Raw genomic sequence first — 21,520 nt, forward strand, 5'->3', positions numbered from 1 at the left:
CGGAAACCGTGCTGTTGATCGTCGCCGGACCCACACCGGTCTCATGCTGATGCAGTTGGTAATGCCGTATGTCTTTGGCGGTAGCGCTGTCGGGAGGACGCCCGAGGAAGGCAGCAAAGTTCCGGACGTGCCGCACATAATCCTGCTGCGTATGGGCGCCCAGGCCCCGCATCACCATATCTTGCTGCATGCGTTGACGCAGCGGTGTGATCGGGGCATTGGCCTGATAGGTCGTCATGGTGAGTTCCTCCTGTTGAAAGGAACTCCATGTTCGGACCCCAGCCTCTAGCTGCCCAGAGCCTCAGACGAATCCATCAAGTCTCACCACGCGCGTCCCTCCCGCGAAGCGGGTTCGTGCATGGGGCACAAAGCGGACCGCCCAATGATCGATTGCTCGCCTCGATCGATCGAACCTGTTCTCGCAACTCAAACGCACCATCCATTGCGGCTCGCTAGCTAATGGACACAAGCGTCATTAATTCAGCCGGCACGCTTTCGAAGGCGAACGGGTTGAGAAATTGCCGCCGCCAGAGAAGGTCGCGGTCGACCTCACTGAGGCCTGCCTCATCGCACACGTCGCCATAATGCGACATGATCACCTCGATTTGCACCCGCGCGATTTCAAGCTGTCATCGGTCCTGCAATTCTCCCTAAAAGTGGGCTTTGAAAATTCCCTAGTTGGCGGCCCATCTGCTCCATTGTGCTGCGGTTAACCGCAGCACAATGAAGCCAGCCGATATCGGCCCTGTGCTCGCTGTGGCGAGGGGGTGGGCTGATGATCCGACTTGGAGAACTCATGATGATTTTGGAATTGCATCGACAGGGTCTGACGATCACTGCCATTGCGCGGCGAACCGGTCGCGACGCCAAAACGGTTCGCAAATATATTGAACGCGGAATTGAAGCGCCTGCCTATGGGCCCCGCTCTGTGGGCCGGCCGAGCAAGCTGGCGCCGTTTCGGGATTTCCTGACCGAGCGCATCACGACCTTTCCCGAACTCAGTGCGGCGCGCCTGACCCGGGAAATTCGCGAATTGGGCTACACCGGTGCCTATACGGCGGTGAAGCGCTATCTCGCGGCAATTCGACCAGAGGGGCAGCCCAAGCCCTATGAGGTCCGCTTCGAGACCCCGCCCGGCGTGCAGGCCCAAGTGGATTTTGCCCGCTTCGTTGTCGAGTTCGCAGACGAGCCAGGGGTCAGCCGGATCGTTTGGTTGTTCAGTCTGGTGCTCGGGCACTCCCGCTTCCTGTTCGCCCGCTATGTGCTGCACCAGGACCTGCAGACCCTGCTGCGTTGCCACATGCAGGCGTTTGACATGCTGGGAGGCGTGCCGCTCGAAATCCTCTACGATCGCATGAAAACTGCGGTGACCGGTGAGGATGGCTCCGGGTACATCATCTACAACCGCGTCCAGCCTTCTCCCCGACAACATGAGAACCACCTCTCACATCACCTCACCTAACCCGCCGAAACGGCGCGGTCGGCCACCAGCCAAAGAGAAACACGATCAAGATCAGGGCTGATTACCCGTCCCTCTCACCGCTGCAAACCAGGGATTTTTAAACGCCCACTTTTGCGGAAACTTCGGTGCCCGTTGACACAAGCGCCTGTTGACGAGAAAGCTGGAACCGCGGGGCAGCATTGACAGCACTCATGATGCGGCTCATCCGATCATCCCTCATGATCAGCATGGCCTGCGTTGCTTCGTTACCGGCCCGGTCCTGGGGCAAATATCGTAGGCGGGGGTGAGGGTGAGCGCTTGACCATCCCAAAAACGCGGCATGATTGCGGGCGTGGTCGTCTGTGTTGCCGACGAGGATGCTGAACATCAGCCGCCCGTACAGCTCGTGGAGGGTCGCGCGCGGATCTTGGAAATGCAGCCGGATAATTCGGCGAGGTCTTGATAAGAAGCGTAGCGCGTCATCATTTCATCAAGGCCAAGAAGTGTTAGGCCTGAGGCCATGGCCCGCCGTGTCCACCCCTCCCCCACCCACTGACGGTCAAAGCGCTCAACGAGAAGCGAGTGCTTTCCGGAAGCCTGGATCAGCTGCGTCGACGCGACGTTTAGCCCCGCATGCGACGCGAGCCGCATTGCCACAAACTTCGCCTTAACAACGCTGTAGACATCAGCCTGCGCCGAGAACTTGGCGATGTATTTGGTCTGCCCATCTGTGATGTTCGCCTTGGGGCGTGCGCCGCCGATCGAGCTGCCGTGGAACAGCGCAGCATCAAGGGCTTTAGGCAGTTTCACGCCCCGCTGCACAAGCTCCGCCGCTTCCTGCATCTGCGCAATCGATGAAGCCTGTTCGTCGCGCGAAACGTAAATCGTCGCTGACTGCTGAAAATCCGGCGCGCCGATGCGATCTGACCCCGACTGAAGTAAATATGTCAGTTCATCGATATCTGTCGGATCTGCATCTCTGCCTGGTGGCCCAGCATGCGATTGATGATCACACGGCGCCCCCACGCGGCAGGCGCGGCATCGCGGATCGAACGCCGCATCATCAGTCCGCTCTGCAGCGGCAATGCGCCAGCTCTTAACGGCAGCTCAGGCGCGTATATAGATATCGCATCCGGCCGGGCAAGATAGGAACGTCCGTAATTGAAGACGATCTGGCCCCGACGTGCGTGGGCAGGCCGGCGACGACAGGTTCCGTCTTCTTTGGTAGCCATACCCAGACATATGCTTGGTTTGGTGTATCGCTTGGCCTAGAAATCATCATCCACTTGAGCACTTGATGCGCGTACGGTCTGCGGCAGCAAAGTGTTGACGGATCGAGCCTCAGTGGCTCTGAAAGTAATGCCCCGTCCATCTAAATCGAACAGGCGCAGGCCCAAAACTGCCGCTACCTCGAACGCCGCGCCGATCGAGGTACCAAGATCGCCTTTTTCGATGCGGGATACGAGCCCGCGCGACATGCCCGCTCTTTCAGCTACTTCTTGAGCCGTCATCTTGCGAGCGATGCGTGCGTGTCGGATCAGCAAGCCGAGCAGTTCTGCGGCTTCCGTGGCATACCGGGAGGTCGGACGATTAGCCGGCTTAGGCAAGCTTTGCTCCATAAATTGATCACAAATGAAGGCTCTGTGTCATTTATGGAAAAATCATACTCTAAACAGCACGTAAGGTCGACCAGATGTTCCATAAGTGGAGCATAAAGGGCTTTGTGCGCTTTTTATGGTACAAACATTGGGGTATTCAGACGGCTCGGCAAGCGTTGGTGACCTAACACTTGCTTTGGGTAACGGCAGGATGATCTTGAGGTAGCGCTCGACGACAAGAACCGCCCGCCGTAGAAACGACGAGCGGCTAGGCAGGAGCACATTTTTTGAGCTGTGCCTTTGGCAATGGAGGGTAGAAAGGAACACAACGCTCGCCAAACGCCTGCGACGCTGGTTTGTTCCAAGTTGGCGTGGCGAATAGACGCTCTCTATCATGCCGCCGGCGGCATGCCCAAACATGTCGTTTCAAGAGCTATTAATACCCCCGTCGCCGGAAGGCGGCTATCCCTACGTTCTGCTGTCTGCGTGAAATGATCCTGTGACACCCCTTGCGATAGACGACCCGAAATGACTCGCTATCGCCACGTTTGAGATATAGCCTGGCTTAATCGCCAGCCCCTAATGTGGCCGACTGGCGCAGAGCGACAGAGGTCCTTTAAGAGGCTTGAGCTTTCGCCGTAACAGCGGGAGGACACGCTATGGCTTATGCAATATTGATAGACCGAGTTATCAAGTGCCCTGGATGTCTCACAGATAATGAGATTATCGGTAGCGACCTTGCCCCTGGCACAGAGATTTGTTGCTCTAGCTGCGGGCGGATGATCGACAGGTGGTCGGAAGCCAAAGATCGGTTTCCCTCAGTGGTCGACGACGTTGAAGACTTCGAAAATTACGGATGAGCAAGTGACGTCGACCCACGAATAGAGGGGATCGACCCTGGGTTTCAGACATACTGTCTACTGGATATGCCAGTGCATATCTTAGCGACGGCCGTAAAGAACCCCGGCAGTTGACTGCCCGGCCGCCGCTCCAGCAATCAAACCAGTCAACTCTCGCGCATCTGGCCCGTAAATTCCCCGGTCAGGCTGTTGCTCGACGCACTCCCGCTCTCGATGTTGAAGCTGGAAGCGAACCCACTGCCAGCGAGCTGTCCGGACCCCGAGCCGATATTTCCGTTCGCGTCGTTAACTTCAAAACGAACTGATCCCCCCAAAGTAGACGTCAGCAACAAACGAGCCCGACTGAGAGGTGGCCTGCGACTCCAGCATCCAGCGATCTTCGTATTGCGCAAGTTCACGGAGCAAAATGATGATCGCTGTCTCTTGTCCGGCCAAGACGCTGATCACCGTGTCGTCGCTGCGGCACAAGGTCTGCAAGCGCCGCACGGTTTTATCGGATTGACCGCGCCATCTCGACAATCTCGTCCCGGTTTGCCGTTGGGTCTTCCTTATTCCAGGCAATCGAGAGACCAACGCTAAAGTCGACGCCCTCGACCTTTCGAAACACGAGGTTTCTGTCAGCTAACTCACTGGTCCATTCTGGCACAAACCCGATCCCCAGTCCCGCATCGATCATTGAAACCAGCGACAGCGTGTCATCGCACGTATAGGCCAGGCTCGACAAAAGCCCATGCTCGCGGAATAGCTGATAAAAATGGCTTTCAGTGTGGGACAGATTTGAGCGCGAAAAAGCGATGATTTTCTCGCTTCGCAGATCGGCTAGGCTGATAGTCTTTTTGTCCGCCAAGGGCGAATTGTTGGTCATCGCCAAAAGATAGCTTTCGTTGCCAATACCAAGACAACGAAGGGACCCAATGTTTTCCAGCGGACGGATAAAACCTAAATTGATGTGTCCGAGCTCAATCTCGCGCACGATCATTTCGCTAGTGCCGGTGCGCACATGCACTTTGATGTCCGGGAATCTGCGCGAGATTTTGGCGAGAAAATTGGGCAAGACGCCAAATGTCGCCGGATAGATCGTGCCGATCGTGAGCTTTTTTATATCCTTACCGGCAATGGCGCGAACGACCGTGCACGAATTGTCCAGATCCGACAGCAATCTCTGGCTGCGCTCGTAAAAGACCGTCCCAGCCTTGGTGAGCTGAACGCGTCGGGTGGTTCGGGTAAGCAGTTGGACGCCGAGGTCTCGCTCAAGGGCCTGGATTTGAACGCTCAGCGCTGGCTGGGCAATATTGAGCTTGGCGGCAGCGCGGCCAAAGTGGAGCTCTTCAGCCACTGCCACAAAGAGCGAAAGCTGTCTCAGTTCCAAAAGCGTTGCCTACCAAAGGAGGGTTAATCTTTCTCCAAACAGTATGAAATCAGAAAATTGATAAAGCAATGCCCATCAACGTGTTCCCGCATCCGGTTGCTGGTATTGTCTTCATCGGCTTCAAGGAGTCCGTGGCCCAGGCCAACGATTATGTGGGCGATGATTCGGCCCCCAAGTTCATCATACGGCCCCTCGGCCCGTCTCTGCGACGGCCAGCATCAAAGCGCACTCTGCGACCACGTCAGCGTGCTTGCGAAAGATCTCAGGCCCAGGCTGGGATCAATGGATATTGCCCAGCCATCGCTCAAACTCGGTAATGTTTCTAACGATATGGCACGCGATTTCGCGCGAAACACCTTTCGGTCCTTCCACCGTCCGTCAACTTGAGTGAGACGTCGCACAATCGTGCCCATTGCCGTCCCGCTTTGTACCAGAGATAGGGACAAGCGGCGGCATGTAAGCCATTTGATTTCATGATTTCCCAACGCCGGCGAAGGCCTAGGAAGATGATGGTGCCCAGAAGACGACTGGGCTGGGCTTCCTGAGGAATATGCTTTGAGGGTGGGACGTGATGGAGCGTATCTGGCTGAAGAATGGGTCGATCAGAGAGGCGACCAGTGGTTCGCTCGCCTTATTGAAGAAGGAAAGTGCGACCGGTAAAAGCTAGGTCAGCGCTATACCGGCGGATCGCTGCTCAAGCAGCGCCTCTACTTAATGGACTGCGCGCGTTTTTGATGAGCCCGCAGTCCCTTTTTGAGACCCGCCTTTCGTGCCTGTTCGCACTCTAGCACTCTGTGGGGGCGGTCAAGAGGGGTTCCCTTTTAACCGCGGCTGCTGACACAAATAAATGCCCGGTAAAGACCGGACCGGCGGCTTGTGGCCCTCCTGACACTGGGCTATCGTCATTTAATCGAAGGAGCCGTACTCAATGTCGAATGATAATCAAAAAGTCCAAGTTGTCGTACAGTCCGATGACAAAGGACATTGGGTCCTTTGGGACCACGACGGCAATCCGGGAGTGCTTGGCCCCTATGAAGACGTCGCTATGGCTGAACACGTTAGGGCTGCGAAAGAGCGCGAGCTCGCTGAGAACGAGCAAAACATCAGCGAGTTATAGGCCCCAGCTCTTTCAAATACCGAAGCTAACCGGCCCCTTTGCTGCCACTTCTCCCTAGCGTATTAAAACGGTTAACCTTGCGGTTTAGGTAAATAAAGGGTTACCCCGCCCTTTCGCTTTTCCACCGTATAATGGGAAATAAAACAAGGCGCTGCGCGATGGCGTACAAATTAGGTGACGTTGTATAAATTAAATCGGGCGGCCGGCTATGACCGTGGTCAGCGAAGCCGGCAACGACAACAAAATCGATCGCCAGTGGGTCAAGGAGGATCGCTCACGCTAGTGCAGCGCGTAGCCATAACCCCGAGACGTTTATCAGCCATTTCTATTGCACAGCCTTTCCTCACCAAACACCGACCTCGGTGCTAAACGATTTTACCATGACGGCCATCACCGCTACGTAATACAACGAAGACCATATGTGTTCGCTCAACCTTGGGCGCGGCGCTCAGCGCATGGCTAAGAGTTGGTTCAACAGGGATATCGAGATAATGGCGGGAAGTGCCGAGGCTGAAAGGCCGGCTGCGCTAAAGACTATTGAACGAACTGTAGACCGAGCGGCGCGTTGCGGCGTCTGCCGCTCGGTCCTTGCGTTGCCTAAGCACGCGCAGCGATATAGTGCACCTATGCTAAATGAACGCGACCTTAACGTTGCGAGTACCTTAAGTGCCATGGCTGAGAACGATGGAGAATTAATGTAATTTTGTCCTCTTAGGGTCGCTCTCAATATTGTTTCGTTGGAGGACACTCGTGGCGAAGCCGGGGAGTAGCTGGGAAGTCCTGCTGCGGCGGTTGAGACGGCCCGGTCGGCCGAGGCCATCTCGATCTTGTCATCCACCCTTATCAAGGAGAGGCGTAGCTTCACAAAATGAAGCAACCGCCTCAGCACGGCACGCTAATACCTTTCAGGAAGAGTGCAGCCCAATGTTGTGAGCCGGGAGAGAGCCGCCTGCGCGGAAACAGGAGGAAAGGACGCAGACGACTCCACGGCCATTAGTGGCCTAACGGGCCGCAAATCAGAAGTATCATAGAACTGCGTCTGTTGGGAGGGGTGCCGCCTGCTGCTAGCGATCACTCGCCCGAGTATTCCTTTTCCAGAGCATCAAAGAAGTCTTTGCGCACCAGTCGCTGCCGCTCGCGAAACGGTGCGACCGGAGCTGACTCGTCCAGACGGCCCCCTGCCTTGAGCTGACCCAAAGCCGTTTGCATACCGTGCATCGCGCCTTGCAATGCGACGTTTGCATAGAGCACCAGCGAAAAGCCCATATCCTCTAATTCCGCAAAATCCATGATTGGGGTTTTGCCTCCCACAACCAGATTGACGAGCTGAGGTGTGCCCTTAAGAGCCTCCGGAATAGCTCTCACCTCATCGATTGTTTCGGGCGCTTCAACAAATGTAATATCCGCGCCGTCCTCGATCATGGCATGGGCGCGATCGAGCGCCGCTGACAAGCCTTGTGTGGCGCGGGCATCAGTGCGTGCGATAATTAAGAGATTGGGATCCTGGCGCGCATCGACCGCAGCCTTTACCCGGGAGCGCGCTTCTTGGAGATCAACCACGTCCTTGCCCGCAAAGTGACCGCAGCGCTTGGGATTGACCTGATCCTCAAGCTGAACTGCGCTAGCCCCTGCACGCTCGAGCGTCCTGATTGTATGGCGCACGTTCAATGCATTGCCAAATCCGGTATCGGCATCGACCACGATCGGCAGATCGGTCGCGTCGCGCATAGTGGCAGTGTGCTGAGCGATTTCAGCAAGGCCGACAAAGCCGAGGTCCGGCATGGCGAAATATGTGTTGGTGAGGCCCGCACCCGAAAGGTAGATCGCTTCAAACCCTAAATCATCAATGATCCGTGCGGCAAGCGCGTTGGCCGCACCGGGCATAAGTACCGCTCCACCCGTTTTCAGACGTTCGCGGAAGCGGCGGTTAATTTCGTGGCTCAGCAAGGGCTACTCCTTTTTCTTTTTGATTGGCATTGAGGGCAAGCTCAACTCATTGGGTGTGGTGGGGATCCGGGATTGTGATGCGGCCTTCAAAGAGCCGGCGCTGCGTGCGCAGGATCGAAGCGGAGCCGATCGCAGGTATGGATTTGCCGTCGGGTCCATCGACCTGAGCGCCGACAGCGATAACGCCGCTGGGCGTTCCCAGCCGAAGATTGGTGAGGTCAGCTCCGGGCTTTAGGCATTTTGCGACCGTGCTTTCACGAACTGCCGCCGCACTGGCCAGGGCCAGCGAGCCGGTAATGGGAAAAGCCCTGTGCGCCTGCCCGGCCGAAACCATGCGCACGCAAAGATCTAGCTCAGATGATGCGATCAGATCGCCCGACAATGTGCGAAAGGTTGTGGGGGCCCCCACAAGGGCAATCTTGGGAATTGCGATGCGCGCCGCAGCGGTGGCGAGATCCTCGGCAAGCCCCATCTTAACCGATGCCTGCTGCCGAATATGCTCAAGGCGTCCCATCAGCGCCGTGTCGGCATCCATCGCGTTTGGCATCATGTCAGGTGCAATGCCCAGATCATCGGCCCGCACGAAAACGCTTGGGATGGCCGCATCGATCAGGCTCGCTTCGATCGACAGACCGGGCTCTATTTCCAAGGTCTCTATGGCACTGTCCGTCGGGAGCAGGCCGCGTCCAGTCGTGCCGGCCGGATCTAGAAAATCAAGCCGCACGGGCGCGCCGCGCGTTGAGATGCCGGGAAGACCCACCTCCCCCGTAACCACAGCCTCGCCGTCCCGGACCGCAAACCGAGAATGAATGATTTTGCCAGAATTGGTGTTGAAGATCCGTACGAGGACCTCGCCATCGTTTGGCGCAGAAACCAGGCCCTCATCGACTGCAAACGGGCCAACCGCAGAGCTCATATTGCCGCAATTGCCGCTGAAGTCGACCTGGCGACCAGTGACCGATACCTGGGCAAAGGTATAATCAACGTCAGCATCGACGCGATCGGAAGGCGCAAGAATACAGATCTTGCTCAATGACGATATCCCGCCACCCATGCCATCAAGTTGACGTCCGTAAGAGTCGGGACTGCCCAACATGGCCAGAAATATATCGGGCCAAAGACCCTCGTCAGAGGGAAGATCGGCGCGCTTAAGCATCACCGCCTTGGACGTTCCGCCGCGCATAAAAACCGCCGGAATGCGACGCTGAGCCATCAGCCTTCCCCTTCTGATGCCATTTGCCGCTCAAGAGAGGTCCAGCTCTCCCTGATGTGCCTCCGCATAAGCATTCCAGCGAGTTCAGGTTCGCCCTGAGAGATCGCTTCGGCGATCCGCTCGTGCTCATGAAGTGCCTCGACCCCGCGCCCGCGCACGTTCTGGTGCTGCTGGCGCAGCAACAGCAGTTGCGGATAGAGCTCCTCAAAAAGCAGCCGCGTGATCAACCGATTGTCGCTCAATCGCGAAATGACGGCGTGGAAATCTGTGTCCCCGCCCCCTTGAAGATAGGCGCCGTGCGGATGGGCCCGTACAACCGGCTCCTGGTTCACCAAAAGGTCGATGAGTTGGCGCGCATCGTCTTTGCTGGCGCGCGAGGCGGCCAGCCGCGCAGCTTCAGATTCCAGAGCAGCGCGCACTTCATAGAGCGCGCGGGCGTCCTCGATCGTCATGCGGCGGACGCGCGCGCCCACATTGGGTGCAAAGCTGACCAGGCCAGCGTCGGCGAGCGAGCGGAGCGCCTCACGGATCGGACCGCGGCTCACTGAAAACCGCTCGGCCAGAGCCATCTCGCCCAACCGCTCTCCCGATTGCAGATGTCCGGAAATGATTTCATTGCGCAGCTCGTCAACGATCGATTTCGCCGCGCTGCCATGACCTGATATTGTCAACAATAACCCTCCCCAAAGCACCTCGAGCCGAACTCATCCCTAGCTTATATGGCGGATTAACGGGGTTGACAACCATTTGAAATAGCTGTTTGCCTAATGCCATTCAAAAGATTGTAAACAATCAAAGAGAATTCACGTTCGGAGGAGATCAGAAATATGAAAAGCAAATTCAAGCCTATCGCGGCAAGCGTTCTCGCGATCGCACTGGGGTCAACGGGTGCCGTTTCGGCGCAGGACGCGGCGTGGCCGACCTCGCAGATCACGTTCGTGGTTGCACTGGGCACTGGTGGCTCGGCAGACCGCACCGCGCGGCTCGTCGCTCAGGAAATGCAAGAAGAGTTGGGCGTGCCCATCCGCGTTATCAACCAGGAAGGTGGCGGCGGCCACGTCGGTCACACCTACTTTATGAACATGCCTGCCGATGGTTCGTACTTTCTGGCAAGCTCGATCCACCCCTATATCTCGAGCGCCATCTTGGATTTTAATGCCGACTACAGCCTGGACGACTTTGCGTTCGTCAACGGCCAGTGGACCGACATTGACCTGTTTGGGCTAAGCGCTGACCTGCCGTTCGAGACGCTTGAGGAATTTATGGACGCCATCGCCCAAGAGCCGGGCCGCTACCGTATTTCGGTGGTTCCAGGTTCGACCGGGTTGATCAATACGATCATGATGCTCGAAGCGTTTGGCCTTTCGGAAAGCGATGTCAATATCGTTACCTATGAATCAGGGAACGCTGCCCGCACAGCCGCCGCCGGCGGACAGGTCGACATGACCGTGCTTGGCGCAGAAGGCACCCTTCCGATCGCCGAATACATCAAGCCATTGGCCGTCGCGTCCGATGAACGGCTTCCCACCTGGGACGCACCAACGCTCAACGAAGTCCTCGCTGAACGCGGTATCGAAGTTCCGCCCCTGGTCGGATCCATGCGCGGCATCGCTGCGCACGCCGAGTTCCGCGACAATCATCCCGAGCTCTTTGAGCGGTTCACCGCTGCCTACCAGGCGGTTCTCGAAGACGAGGAATTTGCTGAAAGCCTTGCCTCGCAAGGGATCGGCGCTGAATGGCTGGGCCCGGATCGCACAACCGCGATCATTGAATCCAACCTCGAAATCCTCGAGCGCTTTCAAGACTAATTTGGCGCCGCATTGAGCGGTATCGGAAAAACGCGAGAAGTCCTTTCAAAGGGCTTCTCGCACGGGTTTTGGAAGGCGCGATGACCTCTAAAATTGCTCCCACACATCTCATATTTCTCGCCATAGCAGCCGTTGTTACGGCGTTTATTAGCTCGAGTGCGGTGTCGGCATCAGCCCAGCTCCACAATCTCGTGATTGTCGCGCCCGTGGCAGCAGCCATAGCAGTGCTTGTCGTCTTTATTGCGATCCGCGCCCTTCGCCAGCCGCGCGAGCCTCAGACCGAAAGTGACAAAGCCAGCGATCTTGCATCCACTTTCGCAGATCTGGGATTGCTCGCCCTATTTGCGCTATTTTGCATTGCCCTCACACCCATCGGATTTGACGCCGCGACATTTCTGTTTGTCTGGATTGGCGTCGTCTTGGGCGGAGAGCGCAGATGGTGGCTGCCACCCCTGTATTCGGCCGCGTTCACACTGCTGCTGGTCTTTGGCCTTGGTTCGCTCTTTCCCTTCCCCATGCCAATGCTGGTGCTCTAAATGATCGACACCTTCGCTTTAGGCCAAGCCTCCAGCCTGTTGCTCAGCATCGAGCCCTGGCTATTCGTCATCCCGGGCCTGCTCATCGGGTTGATTTTTGGTGCCATCCCGGGCCTCCAGATCTCCATGGCCATGGCGGTGTTTTTGCCCGTCACATTCGGCATGGAGTTCTTGCAGGCAATCCTTTTTCTGACAGCGATATTTACCGGCGGCGCCTATGGCGGCGGCGTTACCGCGATCTTGATGAATATTCCCGGATCGTCCTCGTCAGTCGCGACCGCGTTTGACGGTTACCCGATGGCTCAAAAAGGTCAGCACAATCAAGCGCTCGGCATAGGGCTTGGCGCATCCGTCATCGGGGCCTTTGTCGGCTATTTCCTCTTGCTACTGCTCATCCAGCCCCTGGCCGGTTTTGTCTTGCGGCTCGGCCCACTCGAAATGGTCGTGATCGTCCTTTGGGGACTAACCCTCATTGCAACGCTCAATGATGGTGCAGTCTCAAAAGGCCTGCTCGCGGGCATGTTTGGCTTGATCCTCAGCCAGGTCGGAATGTCGACGACCGGCACCATGCGCACAACGATCGGAATGCCCTATCTAATCGATGGCATCCCCGTTGTGCCCGCAATGATCGGCATCTTTGCCGCCTCTGAACTCTTGCGCGTGCGCAGCAAAGCCTTCCTGGTCGATGATACCAAACTCAATCAGATCTCGTTTGCCGGCATTTTGAGTGGCTTTGTGCAGACCTTTAAGTATCCGGTTGGCGTGCTCAAGGGCAGCCTAATTGGGGCTTTGGTTGGTGCAGTGCCCGGCGTTGGATCGTCAGTGGCAAATCTGGTCGCTTATGGCGAGGCCAAGCGGTCGTCTAAGACACCCGAAGCCTTTGGAAAAGGTGCGCCCGAGGGCCTGGTGGCAGCTGAATCGTCCAATTCGAGTTCAGAGGGCGGCTCGATGACGGCCCTTCTCGCTTTGGGTATCCCAGGTGGCGCTGCGACAGCTGTTTTGCTTGCCGCGTTTTCGTTTCACAACGTTGTTGGTGGCCCGAGCTTCATCCGCGAACAGACTGATCTGGTCTACGCGATCATTTTGGGAAATATCGGCCAGGTCGTACTGCTCGCAATCGTCGGGCTGCTCGTCATCCGCATTCTCGGTCTCGTGATCCGGGTTCCAGTCAGCTACCTCGTTCCGAGCGTTCTCGCGCTTTGCGCCTGGGGCGGATACGGGATCACCGGAACAATTGCCGGACCAATCACTGTCGGCGTTTTCGCCGGGCTCGGCTGGCTGATGCGGCGGCACGGCTATCCCGTCGCAGCAACGGTGATCGGGCTCTTGCTCGGTCGCATGGCGGAAGGGGAAATCGTGCGCACGCTTCAGATCTCAGGCGGAAACGTCGGAAACTATCTGTTCGAGCGACCCATCGCGATCGTGTTCTTTGCCCTGTTCTTGCTCACCTCAGGGGCGCTCCCACTGTTAAAGCTCTACAGGCAAAAACGCGCAGGCGGTAAAGCCGCTTGAGTGTACAGAAGCAATCTGCGGTTTTAGCGGGCTTGGCCACGCTGGCAACCGGGGCCATCGGGGGCGGGATATTTCTCCTGGCCTCGATCCCTTTGCCATGGGTTCTCGGAAGCCTTGCGGCAACCGCTTTGATCTCGCGTACCCCTGTTCGCCAGACCATGCCGCCAAGCTGGCGGGGCATAGCCATGGTTATCGTGGGCACCATGCTTGGCGCTGGGTTTAACAGCGATGTTGCCCAATCGGCGGTGCTATGGCTGCCGAGCGTCATCGTGATGTGCGTCCTATCGGTCGCCTTCTGGGTTATCTCGCTCGCCATTTTCAGCCGGTGGTCAGATATGGATCCGGCGACAGCCCTTTTGTCGTCGGTTCCAGGCGGTCTTTCGGTCGTGACCTCGATCGCTGACGACTACAACGCCGACACAAGGCGTATAGCCCTGTCTCACACGGCCCGGCTCGTCATTTTGCTCGTCCTCACCCCGATCATGCTTCAAGGCGTGTCCGATTACGATCTGACCGCCGCGGCCCGCCAGAGCCTGTTCGTCGAAGAGGCACTGGATCTTTCCCAATCGCTGATGCTTTTTGGCTGCGCGCTGCTGGGTTTCCTCATTGCCAAACTGATCCGGCTCCCATCGGGCTTGCTGGTCATCCCGCTCGTACTGTCAGCTCTCGCACACGCAACGGGCCTGATCACCATGCACGTTCCCGGGCCACTTTCTATTCTGGCGCAAGTCATCATTGGATGTAGCGCAGGGGTGAAGTTTTCGGGCTATCGCTTTGCCGATATCGCACGCGACGGCTGGCTGTCCTTCGTCGTAGGGGCGCTGCTCTCGATAACCTCAATGGCCTGCGCATGGGGCATGGCTGCCGCATTGGATTTGTCACTGGCGCCCTTGCTGCTGAGCTACCTTCCCGGCGGCGCACCCGAACTTGGCGTCGTATCACTGGCGGTTCAGGCAGACCCGGCCATGGTTGCGGTGCACCATGTCGCGAGGGTCTTTTTGATCATCGGGCTGATACCGTTTGTTATGCGCTTTGCCCTCGGGGATAAAAAGTCACGGTGATGACATAGGGATTGGCAACCGCGACACCAGCGCTTGTCCTTCCATCATAGAATCTCCAACTCAGTTTTATGCTGTTCGAATGTTTGGTGGCCCTCGGCATCTCGATGGCTGCGGGGACGTATCGGGCGACGGCTCGGCGTCTAATACGGCTTGGCCACTGCGATCTGTACTGGTCGCAGCCGACCTTCGTCACAAGTCCGATACGCAGCTAGTCCCAATGCGCCGCCGCTGATCCTGCCGTCAACGTGCAGCTTGGCAGGATGGCGAAGTGGCGCTCCTCAGCTACCGCGACGAAGGCCGTCTCAGTCCAAAGCGGTGCTCTCAACCGGCAACAGCTAATCTTTCTCCAAACACTATGAAATTGGGCAATTGATAAATCGATGGCCATCAACGTATTGCCACGGAGTCGGGGCGTTGGCATACTTTGAATCGGAGATTGCGCAGCGCTGCTGACGATGGAGGATGTTGAGATGAAATCAAGTCTGGAACATCTGCCAGAACGCAAGCTGCGTGAAATCGCACGCATCGTTGAGATCATTCATCAAGAGTTTGAAGACGCTTTAACCGAAGCCACGTCCGAAACACGCCGGCGTGGGCGGATCCTGAAAATCATTCTCTTCGGATCATACGCGAAGGGCACTTGGGTGGACGAGCCCCACACAATGAAAGGCTATCGATCCGATTACGATATCCTGGTGATCGTCAATGAACGTCGATTTGCAGATTATAGCTATTGGGACAGAGCCACCGATCGGCTCAATCGCGACCCGGACGTAGGCGTGCCGGTCGGGCTGATCGTCCACTCGGCACGTGAGGTGAACAACTTTTTGCGCAATGCGCAGTACTTCTTCACCGACATCCGCAAAGAGGGGATCGTTCTTTATGAGATGGACGATCGGGAGTTGGCAGAGCCCGGCATACTTACGTCGAAGCAGGCGGCGGAGGTAGCGGCGGAGCACTTTGATCAGCGGTTCCCCTCCTCGAAACATCTGATGAAACTCGCCGCCGCTTCCATTGATGACCGAATGCTAAATAATGCGGCCTTTCTTCTGCATCAATCGGTGGAAAGGGCCTACTCTGCGCTTCTGCTAGTACTTACCAACTACAGCCCTCCATCCCATAACTTAAAGTTTCTTCGCACCCTGGCTGAGGATCGGGATCGACGGCTAGTGGCGGCGTGGCCTCGAGATCAGCACCGTTATGAGGCTTGGTTTAATATTCTGAATGAAGCATACGTGAAGGCCCGCTATTCCAAGCAATACCAGGTCAGTGAAGAGGCGCTGCGGTGGCTGATCGAATGTGCGGGAGATTTGCATGTAGTCGTGAACCTGATCTGCGTTGAACGGCTCAGTCTACTGACGGGAGATGCCGAAGAGGAGGCGTAGTGGACTTCGGGTAAACAATCAGTAACCCCCAGCGTCGCAAGCGTTATCGCAGATCCTCCCCGTTTCCGGGCCTTTCCAAGGGCCAAAATTGACACATGTTGTCTACGCGAATGCCACCGGACGACGCCCAAAAGCGTCTCTCCGTACGCACCCTGCACGTCCCCGCCTGCTAGAGCCCGGAGATCGAGCTCGGTCATTTTCTGTTCATGATGGAAATTGTTCGGTCTTGGTTTTGCATCACTCTCATGCCACCACTCTCCTCAAGGCTGGACGTGATCTCTCCAGGGCTTTTGCCGCTTTGGCGGCTGACAATGCTGTGCCGCTCCGGCGGCTGATAATTCTGTGCCGCTCCGGCGGCGCCGCTTCGGCGGCTTATCCTTTTGTGCCGCTGCGGCGGCTGACACCGATCAGCGTCTTGTCACAGGTGATCCCTGGGGCATGGCTTGCCATGGCTCATAGAGGGGCGCGCCTTTCCGCATCGACATCGATCGGTCCACGCCGGCTGGCGGATGCGCCAGGCCCGGTGCCCTTTTGTCTGGCCATGGAGAGATTTTCATGCCGAAAACCAAATCGTTGCCGTCCCAATCCGTTGTGGTTGCGGACATCACTACAAAGACCATCCATGGGGGTGATAGCGTCCGTGCCGAATTGTCATCACTCTGGAAGAGGACGGCTTTGTGACCATCGGCGTGCGCTCGGTGCCCAACAACAGCTGGATCGAGAACAAGGCCGCCGAGCTCGGTCTCGAGATCGAGTGGACGGCGCGGGCCCGCGGCCAGGACCGCGTCCGGCCCGCCCCTCTTGCGATCACGGCATTGATCGAGGAGATCACGCCGCTGCTCGATATCGTCCATGCCGGTCACACGGTGATCGAAAATGGGTTTGCTGAAGACAAGGGCCATTTGAGTCCCGCCGCACAAGAGGCCCGTGAAGCGATCCAGGAGATCGTTGAGGAGGCCCAGTGGTGGACCACCGAAGGGATCGCTGACGCCCACGACTGGCTCGCGTATATCGATTTTGCGGGCGTGCCCGTCACGGCCAATTCGACGGACGCTGAACTCAGAGCCCTGGTCGATCCTCTGACCCAGCGCGCCCTTGATGAAGACGACGTCATGATCGAGGGCGTTTATGATGCGCTTTTCAGTCGGCGCGAAGACCTGCTGGACGCCGAGGTCGCCTAGGTCGTTTCCCTAACGCATACCCACAATAACCACACGGGCCCGAAGGCGATCTTTGGGCCCGTTCTGTATTGCACCCCACCCAACGGTCAGTCCGCACACCGGAAATTAACCATAGCGAAACTTGGGGTTTGCACTTTGTGAATTAGCCCTTATTTTGGCACAATCGCATCGACCTCGGTGCGTGGATGGTCTGCCCGTTAGGGCGGCCCAGGGGAAGTGCTTGCAACACCTCCCAAGGGCCTAACCGACCACCTTGGTGAGAAGGAAAATCGGCTATGAAGAGCCATATCAAAACCGACCTGCGTCGGAAATCCCCCAAATTTCATTTTTGTGATTGTCTTGCGCTGCCCGTCCGGCACGTGAGCCCGTCGATCGTTTCCAAACCCTAATTTTCCACGGGCTGCATCAGCCAGGGAAGATCAGGTGTCCGTCGCGTTAACGCGCGGTCCTGAAACGCTCGAAATCTGTTCCCAGCACGCGTTTAAACCCTGCCGCACCCTCGGCCGGGCGTGAGAACTGCTGGCTTCAGATTACGGCTCTTTCCTTGCCTGCAGTCCTTTTCCAAAGGACCAAACATGTCTCATCTTTTTTCCACGCGCGGCAGCGACACCCCGCGTTCTCTTGATCTTGAAGACCTCGCCCGTCGGACTGTCACTGAGATCACTTTCGACCTCAATCGCCGTGACGATGTGCTCGGCCTCTGGGCACCCCTCGATGGTGTGATGCGCGCGGTCACATCTTATGATGGCGGTGCGCTGGAGAACGCCGCCAGGACGATCCTGAGTGCCAACGAAAATTTTGTGGTCTTTAACGCCGGCCTCCAGATGGGCATCACCGGTTCCGGCGCCGTTCGTAGCGAGCGGTATCGGCCCGATCTGGTTGCGATCAATAAGTCCACCGGCGTCCTGGTGATTTCCGAATTCAAGCGTCGCGGCGGCAACCATCCGACAAATCGGCTGAATGGGCTTGGCACCAAGCTCGAGCGTGCCGCGGCGAACGCCAGGACCGTTCTTGCTTCGCATGCGCAGAGCTTCGAGGTCATCAAACTCGCGATCGTCGATATCGACGGCGACGACGTCCGCCCGCTCACTGTCAATCTTGAGCAGTTCGAGGAGATCCTGGGCGCGCCCGGGTTTGCAAAATCGATGGCCCGGTTCCGCTTGGCATTTGGCCAGTATTCCCGGCCGATCATTGCCCAGCTCGCCAAGCAGCTGGTCGAGACCGAATTTGCCACCGAGGTCCGGACCGATCGCCGCGCCATAGAGCCCGCCTCCCTCAACCAAGGGCCCAAGATTGAATTCTGCCGTGCGCCGCGCAAGACGTCTGGGGGGCTCTGATCATGGATATGGAACGGATCCGCTTTACCCGGCCGCCGCTGTGGTGGCGCCTGGCCAATGCAAACGCCGCCCTTGAAGGGACGGTCACCAGTCGTCCCCTGCCCGCACCCGAGATGGGCCGCACCGACCCCGCGGCCCTGATTGCGCTCGCTGTTCGGCACCAGGCGATTGGTGCTGTCGATGGTGCGCCCATCCCCAATTTCATCCGCGCCGGGCTGCGCGAACATGCCGATCACGGCCACCTCGGCGCCCGCACAACGCTCGATTGGCTTGATGAATGCCTTTCTGGCCAACTCGAAACGCCAGGAGAATAAAATGTCGAAATCCAAACTCTCCAAACTCGGCAATCCCGCAGTGGACGACCTTCCCGCCTCCTCGGCCCTCCTCGCCGAAGCCATGGTCAGGTCCGCTCTTACGCCCGGGGCGCGGCGCTTGCTCAAAGCCCGTGCGAAAGCGATCCTGTTTTTGACCCCCTCGCCTTCTGCCTCTCTTGCCATCGAGAACTATCTCGACGGATTGCCCGATGCGCCGCGGGTTCAGGCGATCACAGAGCTGCGCAAACGCAGCAGCGCTTCTGGCTGGACAAACAGCAATCATCTGGCGCCTTTGCTGATGGGGCAGAGCGTTGTGCTGGTGACACATGACAAGGCGATGATCCTTGATGACGAGCTGGCAGCGCTCGATGGCGCAATCTTGGTGGCGATGCCGCGCGCCCACCACCTGCGGGGCGTCATCAAACGCGTCACTGGCGAGAACGCCACGGGCCTTGGGCAACACGTTGTGGACAAGCTCGAGTTCACCGACATCGTCAACGCGATCCGCCCAGGTCAAAAAGCCAGTGCCTGCGTTGCCAATCTCAAGCGCGCTGCGAAAGCTCGGACCCGGGACCCGAGCATCAATCCGGCACCCCTTTTGAGTTCGATGGCTTTGACCGAGGAGGTCAAATCTTGGACCGACGACATGTTGGTCGCGATGAAGTCTGCACAAAGCAGTCATGCCTGCGATCTGCCGTTCAGTCTGCTGGGCGGCGCTCCTGGCACCGGCAAGACGACGATTGCGGCAAGCCTTGCGAAATCGGCGGGTTGGGACTTCCTTGAAACCTCAGTGGGCAAATGGTTCGAGACCTCCGACGGGAATCTCGGCGGCGTCTCGCAAGCATCCGGAGCATTTTTCACCGAACTCGCGAAATCCAAACGCCCGGTTGTGGGCTTGATCGATGAGATCGACGCGATCCCGAACCGGGCCAGCCTTGCGCCCCGCGACCTGCAATGGTGGACGCCAGTGGTCACACTCGTTCTGCTGCATATCGACAAGCTCAAAAAGCTCGGCAAACCGATCCTGCTCGTTGGGGCGAGCAATTTTCCAGAGCGTCTGGATGGCGCCCTGGTGCGGCCAGGACGGCTTGAGCGCCGCGTTCAGTTTAACCTACCCAATCAATCTGAACGTTACGCGATGCTCAAACGGTTTCTGGCGGGCACCATGAGCGATTCCGAGGTGTCGATCATCGCAGATCTGACAGCCGGTGCGACACCAGCGCGCCTGAAGGGGTTGGCCAAAGCCGCCCTCGACAGCGCAACCAACGAGGGTCGGGTTGTTCAATTCAGCAATCTCCGGGAGCTGATTGTTGGCAATGACAAGCCAGAAGATCTTCGCGGCGTGGCCATCCACGAGGCTGGCCACGCAGTCGTAGCTCTCGAACTCGGGTTCGAGATCGAAACGGCATCCATTTTGAAATCGGCCATCATCGACGGCCATGTGAAAATCAAACCCGATAAAACTCCCCTCAACCGCCTCGGGGTCGAGCGGCTGGCCGTGGTGATGCTCGCAGGACGCGCAGCTGACGTTTCGTTGGGAAATGGTGCAGATGCGGGCGCAGCGGCCGATCTGGACTCTGTCAACAGGCTCCTGCTCGACGGCCTTTTGGGTTTTGGCCTGTTTGGCACGCTTCAGACCCGTCACACCATCGATATCAAGGATATCGACGGGAGCGGACAGAACCTGAGCCGCTGGGTGGGCTCGATGTTGCAGAGGCTCGAGCGCCGAGCAGAAGAGATCATCGAGATGAGACAAAAGGACGTTCGCAAGCTTGCCGATGCGTTGATTGACGAACGCGTCATGGATGGTGATCGGGTGCGAGCCATCCTCGGGCCAAACGAGACACCGCAGCTGTCGCTTGTATCGAACGCGCCCAAAGACGGCCCGTTTGAAGGAGGGACGAATGGCTGACTGGCGCCCGTCCCTCCGGCGTCTTGAGGGCGCTTATGCCGAGGCGACAATTTCGAGCTATCGCTGTGACTTCGAAAAATTTGCGGCCTGGTGCCGCCGGAGGCGCCTTCGGGCGCTCCCGGCAAAGCCAGAAACCGTTGCTGCCTATATCGAAGTGTCAAGCGAAGAAGTAAAACCCACCACGTTGAAACGGCGTTTGTCGGCGATTGCGAAGGTGCATCGGATCGCCGGTCACGTCTCGCCCACCGACGACGAGGCCGTTGCACTTGCGATCCGCCGCGCGAAACGTTCCAAGCCTGGGCGACCGCAGCAAGCGCTTGGCGTGACAGCGGAGCGACGTGACCGGCTCATGTCGGCATGCAGCGATGATCTCGCGGGCCTCCGCGATAAGGTTCTGGTTGCGGTAGGTTTCGATACCCTGTGTCGCCGCGCTGAACTCGTGGCGCTGCGTGTTGAAGATTTTACCCGAGCGGCCGATGGGACCTACAATGTGTTGGTCAGGCGGGCCAAGAATGACCAGGCTGGACTTGGTCGCATCGCCCGCCTCTCGCACGCCACCAGCAGATTGGTTGATCAATGGCTGGCAACCACAGCAATCCAGAGAGGCCCCCTACTCCGCCCCGTCTACCGGACGATCCTCGCATCGCGCTATCTGCACCCTTCATTTGTCGGTGCGACGCTCAAGCGCCTCAGCAGAGCAGCAGGTTATCCGGCAGAGGAGTCTTGCCGAACGAGTGGGCATTCCCTTAGAGTCGGCGCGGCCCAGGAGCTGACAGTGATGGGGCACGGGCTCCTCCCTATAATGTCTGCTGGCGGCTGGAAATCGACTGCGGTGGTCGCTCGGTACATCGAGAATGTCGAAATGAATGTGTGGGCTGGAAAGTGATGGCTCGGACATGAGCTTGGCGTGCAACATTGCTGAGCCGCAC

19 protein-coding genes and 2 pseudogenes are annotated in these 21,520 nt (G+C 57.8%); 12 read left to right on the plus strand and 9 right to left on the minus strand.

Annotation, left to right across the window (positions count from 1 at the left end):
* Nucleotides 1-238, minus strand: a 238-nt coding sequence (locus BLR31_RS15050) for a phage integrase N-terminal SAM-like domain-containing protein (protein ID WP_176762691.1), incomplete at its 3' end; no start/stop codon positions are given.
* Between the two features lie 214 nt (nucleotides 239-452).
* Nucleotides 453-593, minus strand: a complete 141-nt coding sequence (locus tag BLR31_RS21720; protein WP_176762690.1) for a hypothetical protein — start codon at nucleotides 591-593, stop codon at nucleotides 453-455.
* A gap of 182 nt (nucleotides 594-775) precedes the next feature.
* On the opposite strand from BLR31_RS21720, the pseudogene istA reads away from it, so the two are divergent.
* Nucleotides 776-1,408 (plus strand): annotated as a pseudogene (gene istA / locus BLR31_RS15055) (IS21 family transposase); the annotation flags it as partial.
* A gap of 151 nt (nucleotides 1,409-1,559) precedes the next feature.
* On the opposite strand, the pseudogene BLR31_RS22320 reads toward istA, so the two are convergent.
* The 4 genes and pseudogenes from BLR31_RS22320 to BLR31_RS15075 form a co-directional block, all read right to left on the minus strand.
* Nucleotides 1,560-2,284, minus strand: a pseudogene (locus BLR31_RS22320) (HipA domain-containing protein).
* A 104-nt stretch (nucleotides 2,285-2,388) separates the two neighbouring features.
* Nucleotides 2,389-2,526, minus strand: coding sequence for a hypothetical protein (locus BLR31_RS22060; protein WP_244505085.1), 138 nt, complete (start codon nucleotides 2,524-2,526; stop codon nucleotides 2,389-2,391).
* 183 nt (nucleotides 2,527-2,709) lie between these two features.
* The gene (locus tag BLR31_RS15065) at nucleotides 2,710-3,048 is read right to left on the minus strand and encodes a helix-turn-helix transcriptional regulator (protein ID WP_244505086.1); all 339 of its coding nucleotides are present in this window, start codon (nucleotides 3,046-3,048) and stop codon (nucleotides 2,710-2,712) included.
* 1,341 nt (nucleotides 3,049-4,389) lie between these two features.
* Nucleotides 4,390-5,268 carry a LysR family transcriptional regulator gene (locus BLR31_RS15075; RefSeq protein WP_090597534.1) on the minus strand — a complete coding sequence of 293 codons (879 nt, stop codon included), beginning with the start codon at nucleotides 5,266-5,268 and terminating at the stop codon, nucleotides 4,390-4,392.
* Between the two features lie 928 nt (nucleotides 5,269-6,196).
* On the opposite strand from BLR31_RS15075, the gene BLR31_RS15085 reads away from it, so the two are divergent.
* On the plus strand, nucleotides 6,197-6,385 hold the full coding sequence (locus BLR31_RS15085; protein WP_090597536.1) for a hypothetical protein: 189 nt from the start codon (nucleotides 6,197-6,199) through the stop codon (nucleotides 6,383-6,385).
* Nucleotides 6,386-7,456: 1,071 nt separating this feature from the next.
* Here BLR31_RS15085 and BLR31_RS15095 read toward each other — a convergent pair.
* From BLR31_RS15095 to BLR31_RS15105, 3 genes are read right to left on the minus strand one after another with little or no spacing between them, the layout of a single operon-like run.
* Nucleotides 7,457-8,332 (minus strand): isocitrate lyase/PEP mutase family protein, encoded by an 876-nt coding sequence (locus BLR31_RS15095; RefSeq protein ID WP_090597538.1) that lies wholly within the window; start codon nucleotides 8,330-8,332, stop codon nucleotides 7,457-7,459.
* A 46-nt stretch (nucleotides 8,333-8,378) separates the two neighbouring features.
* Nucleotides 8,379-9,545, minus strand: coding sequence for a PrpF domain-containing protein (locus tag BLR31_RS15100; RefSeq protein WP_090597539.1), 1,167 nt, complete (start codon nucleotides 9,543-9,545; stop codon nucleotides 8,379-8,381).
* Complete coding sequence (locus BLR31_RS15105; protein ID WP_244505087.1) at nucleotides 9,545-10,216, minus strand: GntR family transcriptional regulator; 672 nt, start codon at nucleotides 10,214-10,216, stop codon at nucleotides 9,545-9,547. The genes BLR31_RS15100 and BLR31_RS15105 overlap by 1 nt, the downstream gene beginning before the upstream one ends.
* Nucleotides 10,217-10,372: 156 nt before the next feature.
* Between BLR31_RS15105 and BLR31_RS15110 the strand changes: the two genes are divergently transcribed.
* The 10 genes from BLR31_RS15110 to BLR31_RS15150 all read left to right on the plus strand — a co-directional run bounded on the left by BLR31_RS15110 (nucleotide 10,373) and on the right by BLR31_RS15150 (nucleotide 21,477).
* Nucleotides 10,373-11,353, plus strand: coding sequence for a Bug family tripartite tricarboxylate transporter substrate binding protein (locus BLR31_RS15110; RefSeq protein WP_090597540.1), 981 nt, complete (start codon nucleotides 10,373-10,375; stop codon nucleotides 11,351-11,353).
* 80 nt (nucleotides 11,354-11,433) lie between these two features.
* Nucleotides 11,434-11,889: a tripartite tricarboxylate transporter TctB family protein gene (locus BLR31_RS15115; protein ID WP_090597541.1), complete on the plus strand. Its 456-nt coding sequence runs from the start codon at nucleotides 11,434-11,436 to the stop codon at nucleotides 11,887-11,889.
* Nucleotides 11,890-13,401 (plus strand): tripartite tricarboxylate transporter permease, encoded by a 1,512-nt coding sequence (locus tag BLR31_RS15120; protein ID WP_090597542.1) that lies wholly within the window; start codon nucleotides 11,890-11,892, stop codon nucleotides 13,399-13,401.
* 32 nt (nucleotides 13,402-13,433) lie between these two features.
* Nucleotides 13,434-14,462 (plus strand): AbrB family transcriptional regulator, encoded by a 1,029-nt coding sequence (locus tag BLR31_RS15125; protein WP_176762692.1) that lies wholly within the window; start codon nucleotides 13,434-13,436, stop codon nucleotides 14,460-14,462.
* 470 nt (nucleotides 14,463-14,932) lie between these two features.
* Nucleotides 14,933-15,847, plus strand: a complete 915-nt coding sequence (locus BLR31_RS15130; RefSeq protein WP_090597606.1) for a nucleotidyltransferase and HEPN domain-containing protein — start codon at nucleotides 14,933-14,935, stop codon at nucleotides 15,845-15,847.
* Between the two features lie 677 nt (nucleotides 15,848-16,524).
* Nucleotides 16,525-17,028 (plus strand): hypothetical protein, encoded by a 504-nt coding sequence (locus BLR31_RS15135; protein ID WP_090597544.1) that lies wholly within the window; start codon nucleotides 16,525-16,527, stop codon nucleotides 17,026-17,028.
* A 575-nt stretch (nucleotides 17,029-17,603) separates the two neighbouring features.
* Nucleotides 17,604-18,365 carry a hypothetical protein gene (locus BLR31_RS15140; protein WP_090597545.1) on the plus strand — a complete coding sequence of 254 codons (762 nt, stop codon included), beginning with the start codon at nucleotides 17,604-17,606 and terminating at the stop codon, nucleotides 18,363-18,365.
* A gap of 2 nt (nucleotides 18,366-18,367) precedes the next feature.
* Nucleotides 18,368-18,679 (plus strand): hypothetical protein, encoded by a 312-nt coding sequence (locus BLR31_RS21735; RefSeq protein ID WP_176762693.1) that lies wholly within the window; start codon nucleotides 18,368-18,370, stop codon nucleotides 18,677-18,679.
* Between the two features lies 1 nt (nucleotide 18,680).
* Nucleotides 18,681-20,591 carry an AAA family ATPase gene (locus BLR31_RS15145; protein ID WP_176762694.1) on the plus strand — a complete coding sequence of 637 codons (1,911 nt, stop codon included), beginning with the start codon at nucleotides 18,681-18,683 and terminating at the stop codon, nucleotides 20,589-20,591.
* Complete coding sequence (locus BLR31_RS15150; protein WP_176762695.1) at nucleotides 20,584-21,477, plus strand: tyrosine-type recombinase/integrase; 894 nt, start codon at nucleotides 20,584-20,586, stop codon at nucleotides 21,475-21,477. The genes BLR31_RS15145 and BLR31_RS15150 overlap by 8 nt, the downstream gene beginning before the upstream one ends.
* The last annotated feature ends 43 nt before the right edge of the window (nucleotides 21,478-21,520 follow it).

It is taken from the genome of Pelagibacterium luteolum, assembly GCF_900100665.1.
GTDB classification, from domain to species: domain Bacteria; phylum Pseudomonadota; class Alphaproteobacteria; order Rhizobiales; family Devosiaceae; genus Pelagibacterium; species Pelagibacterium luteolum.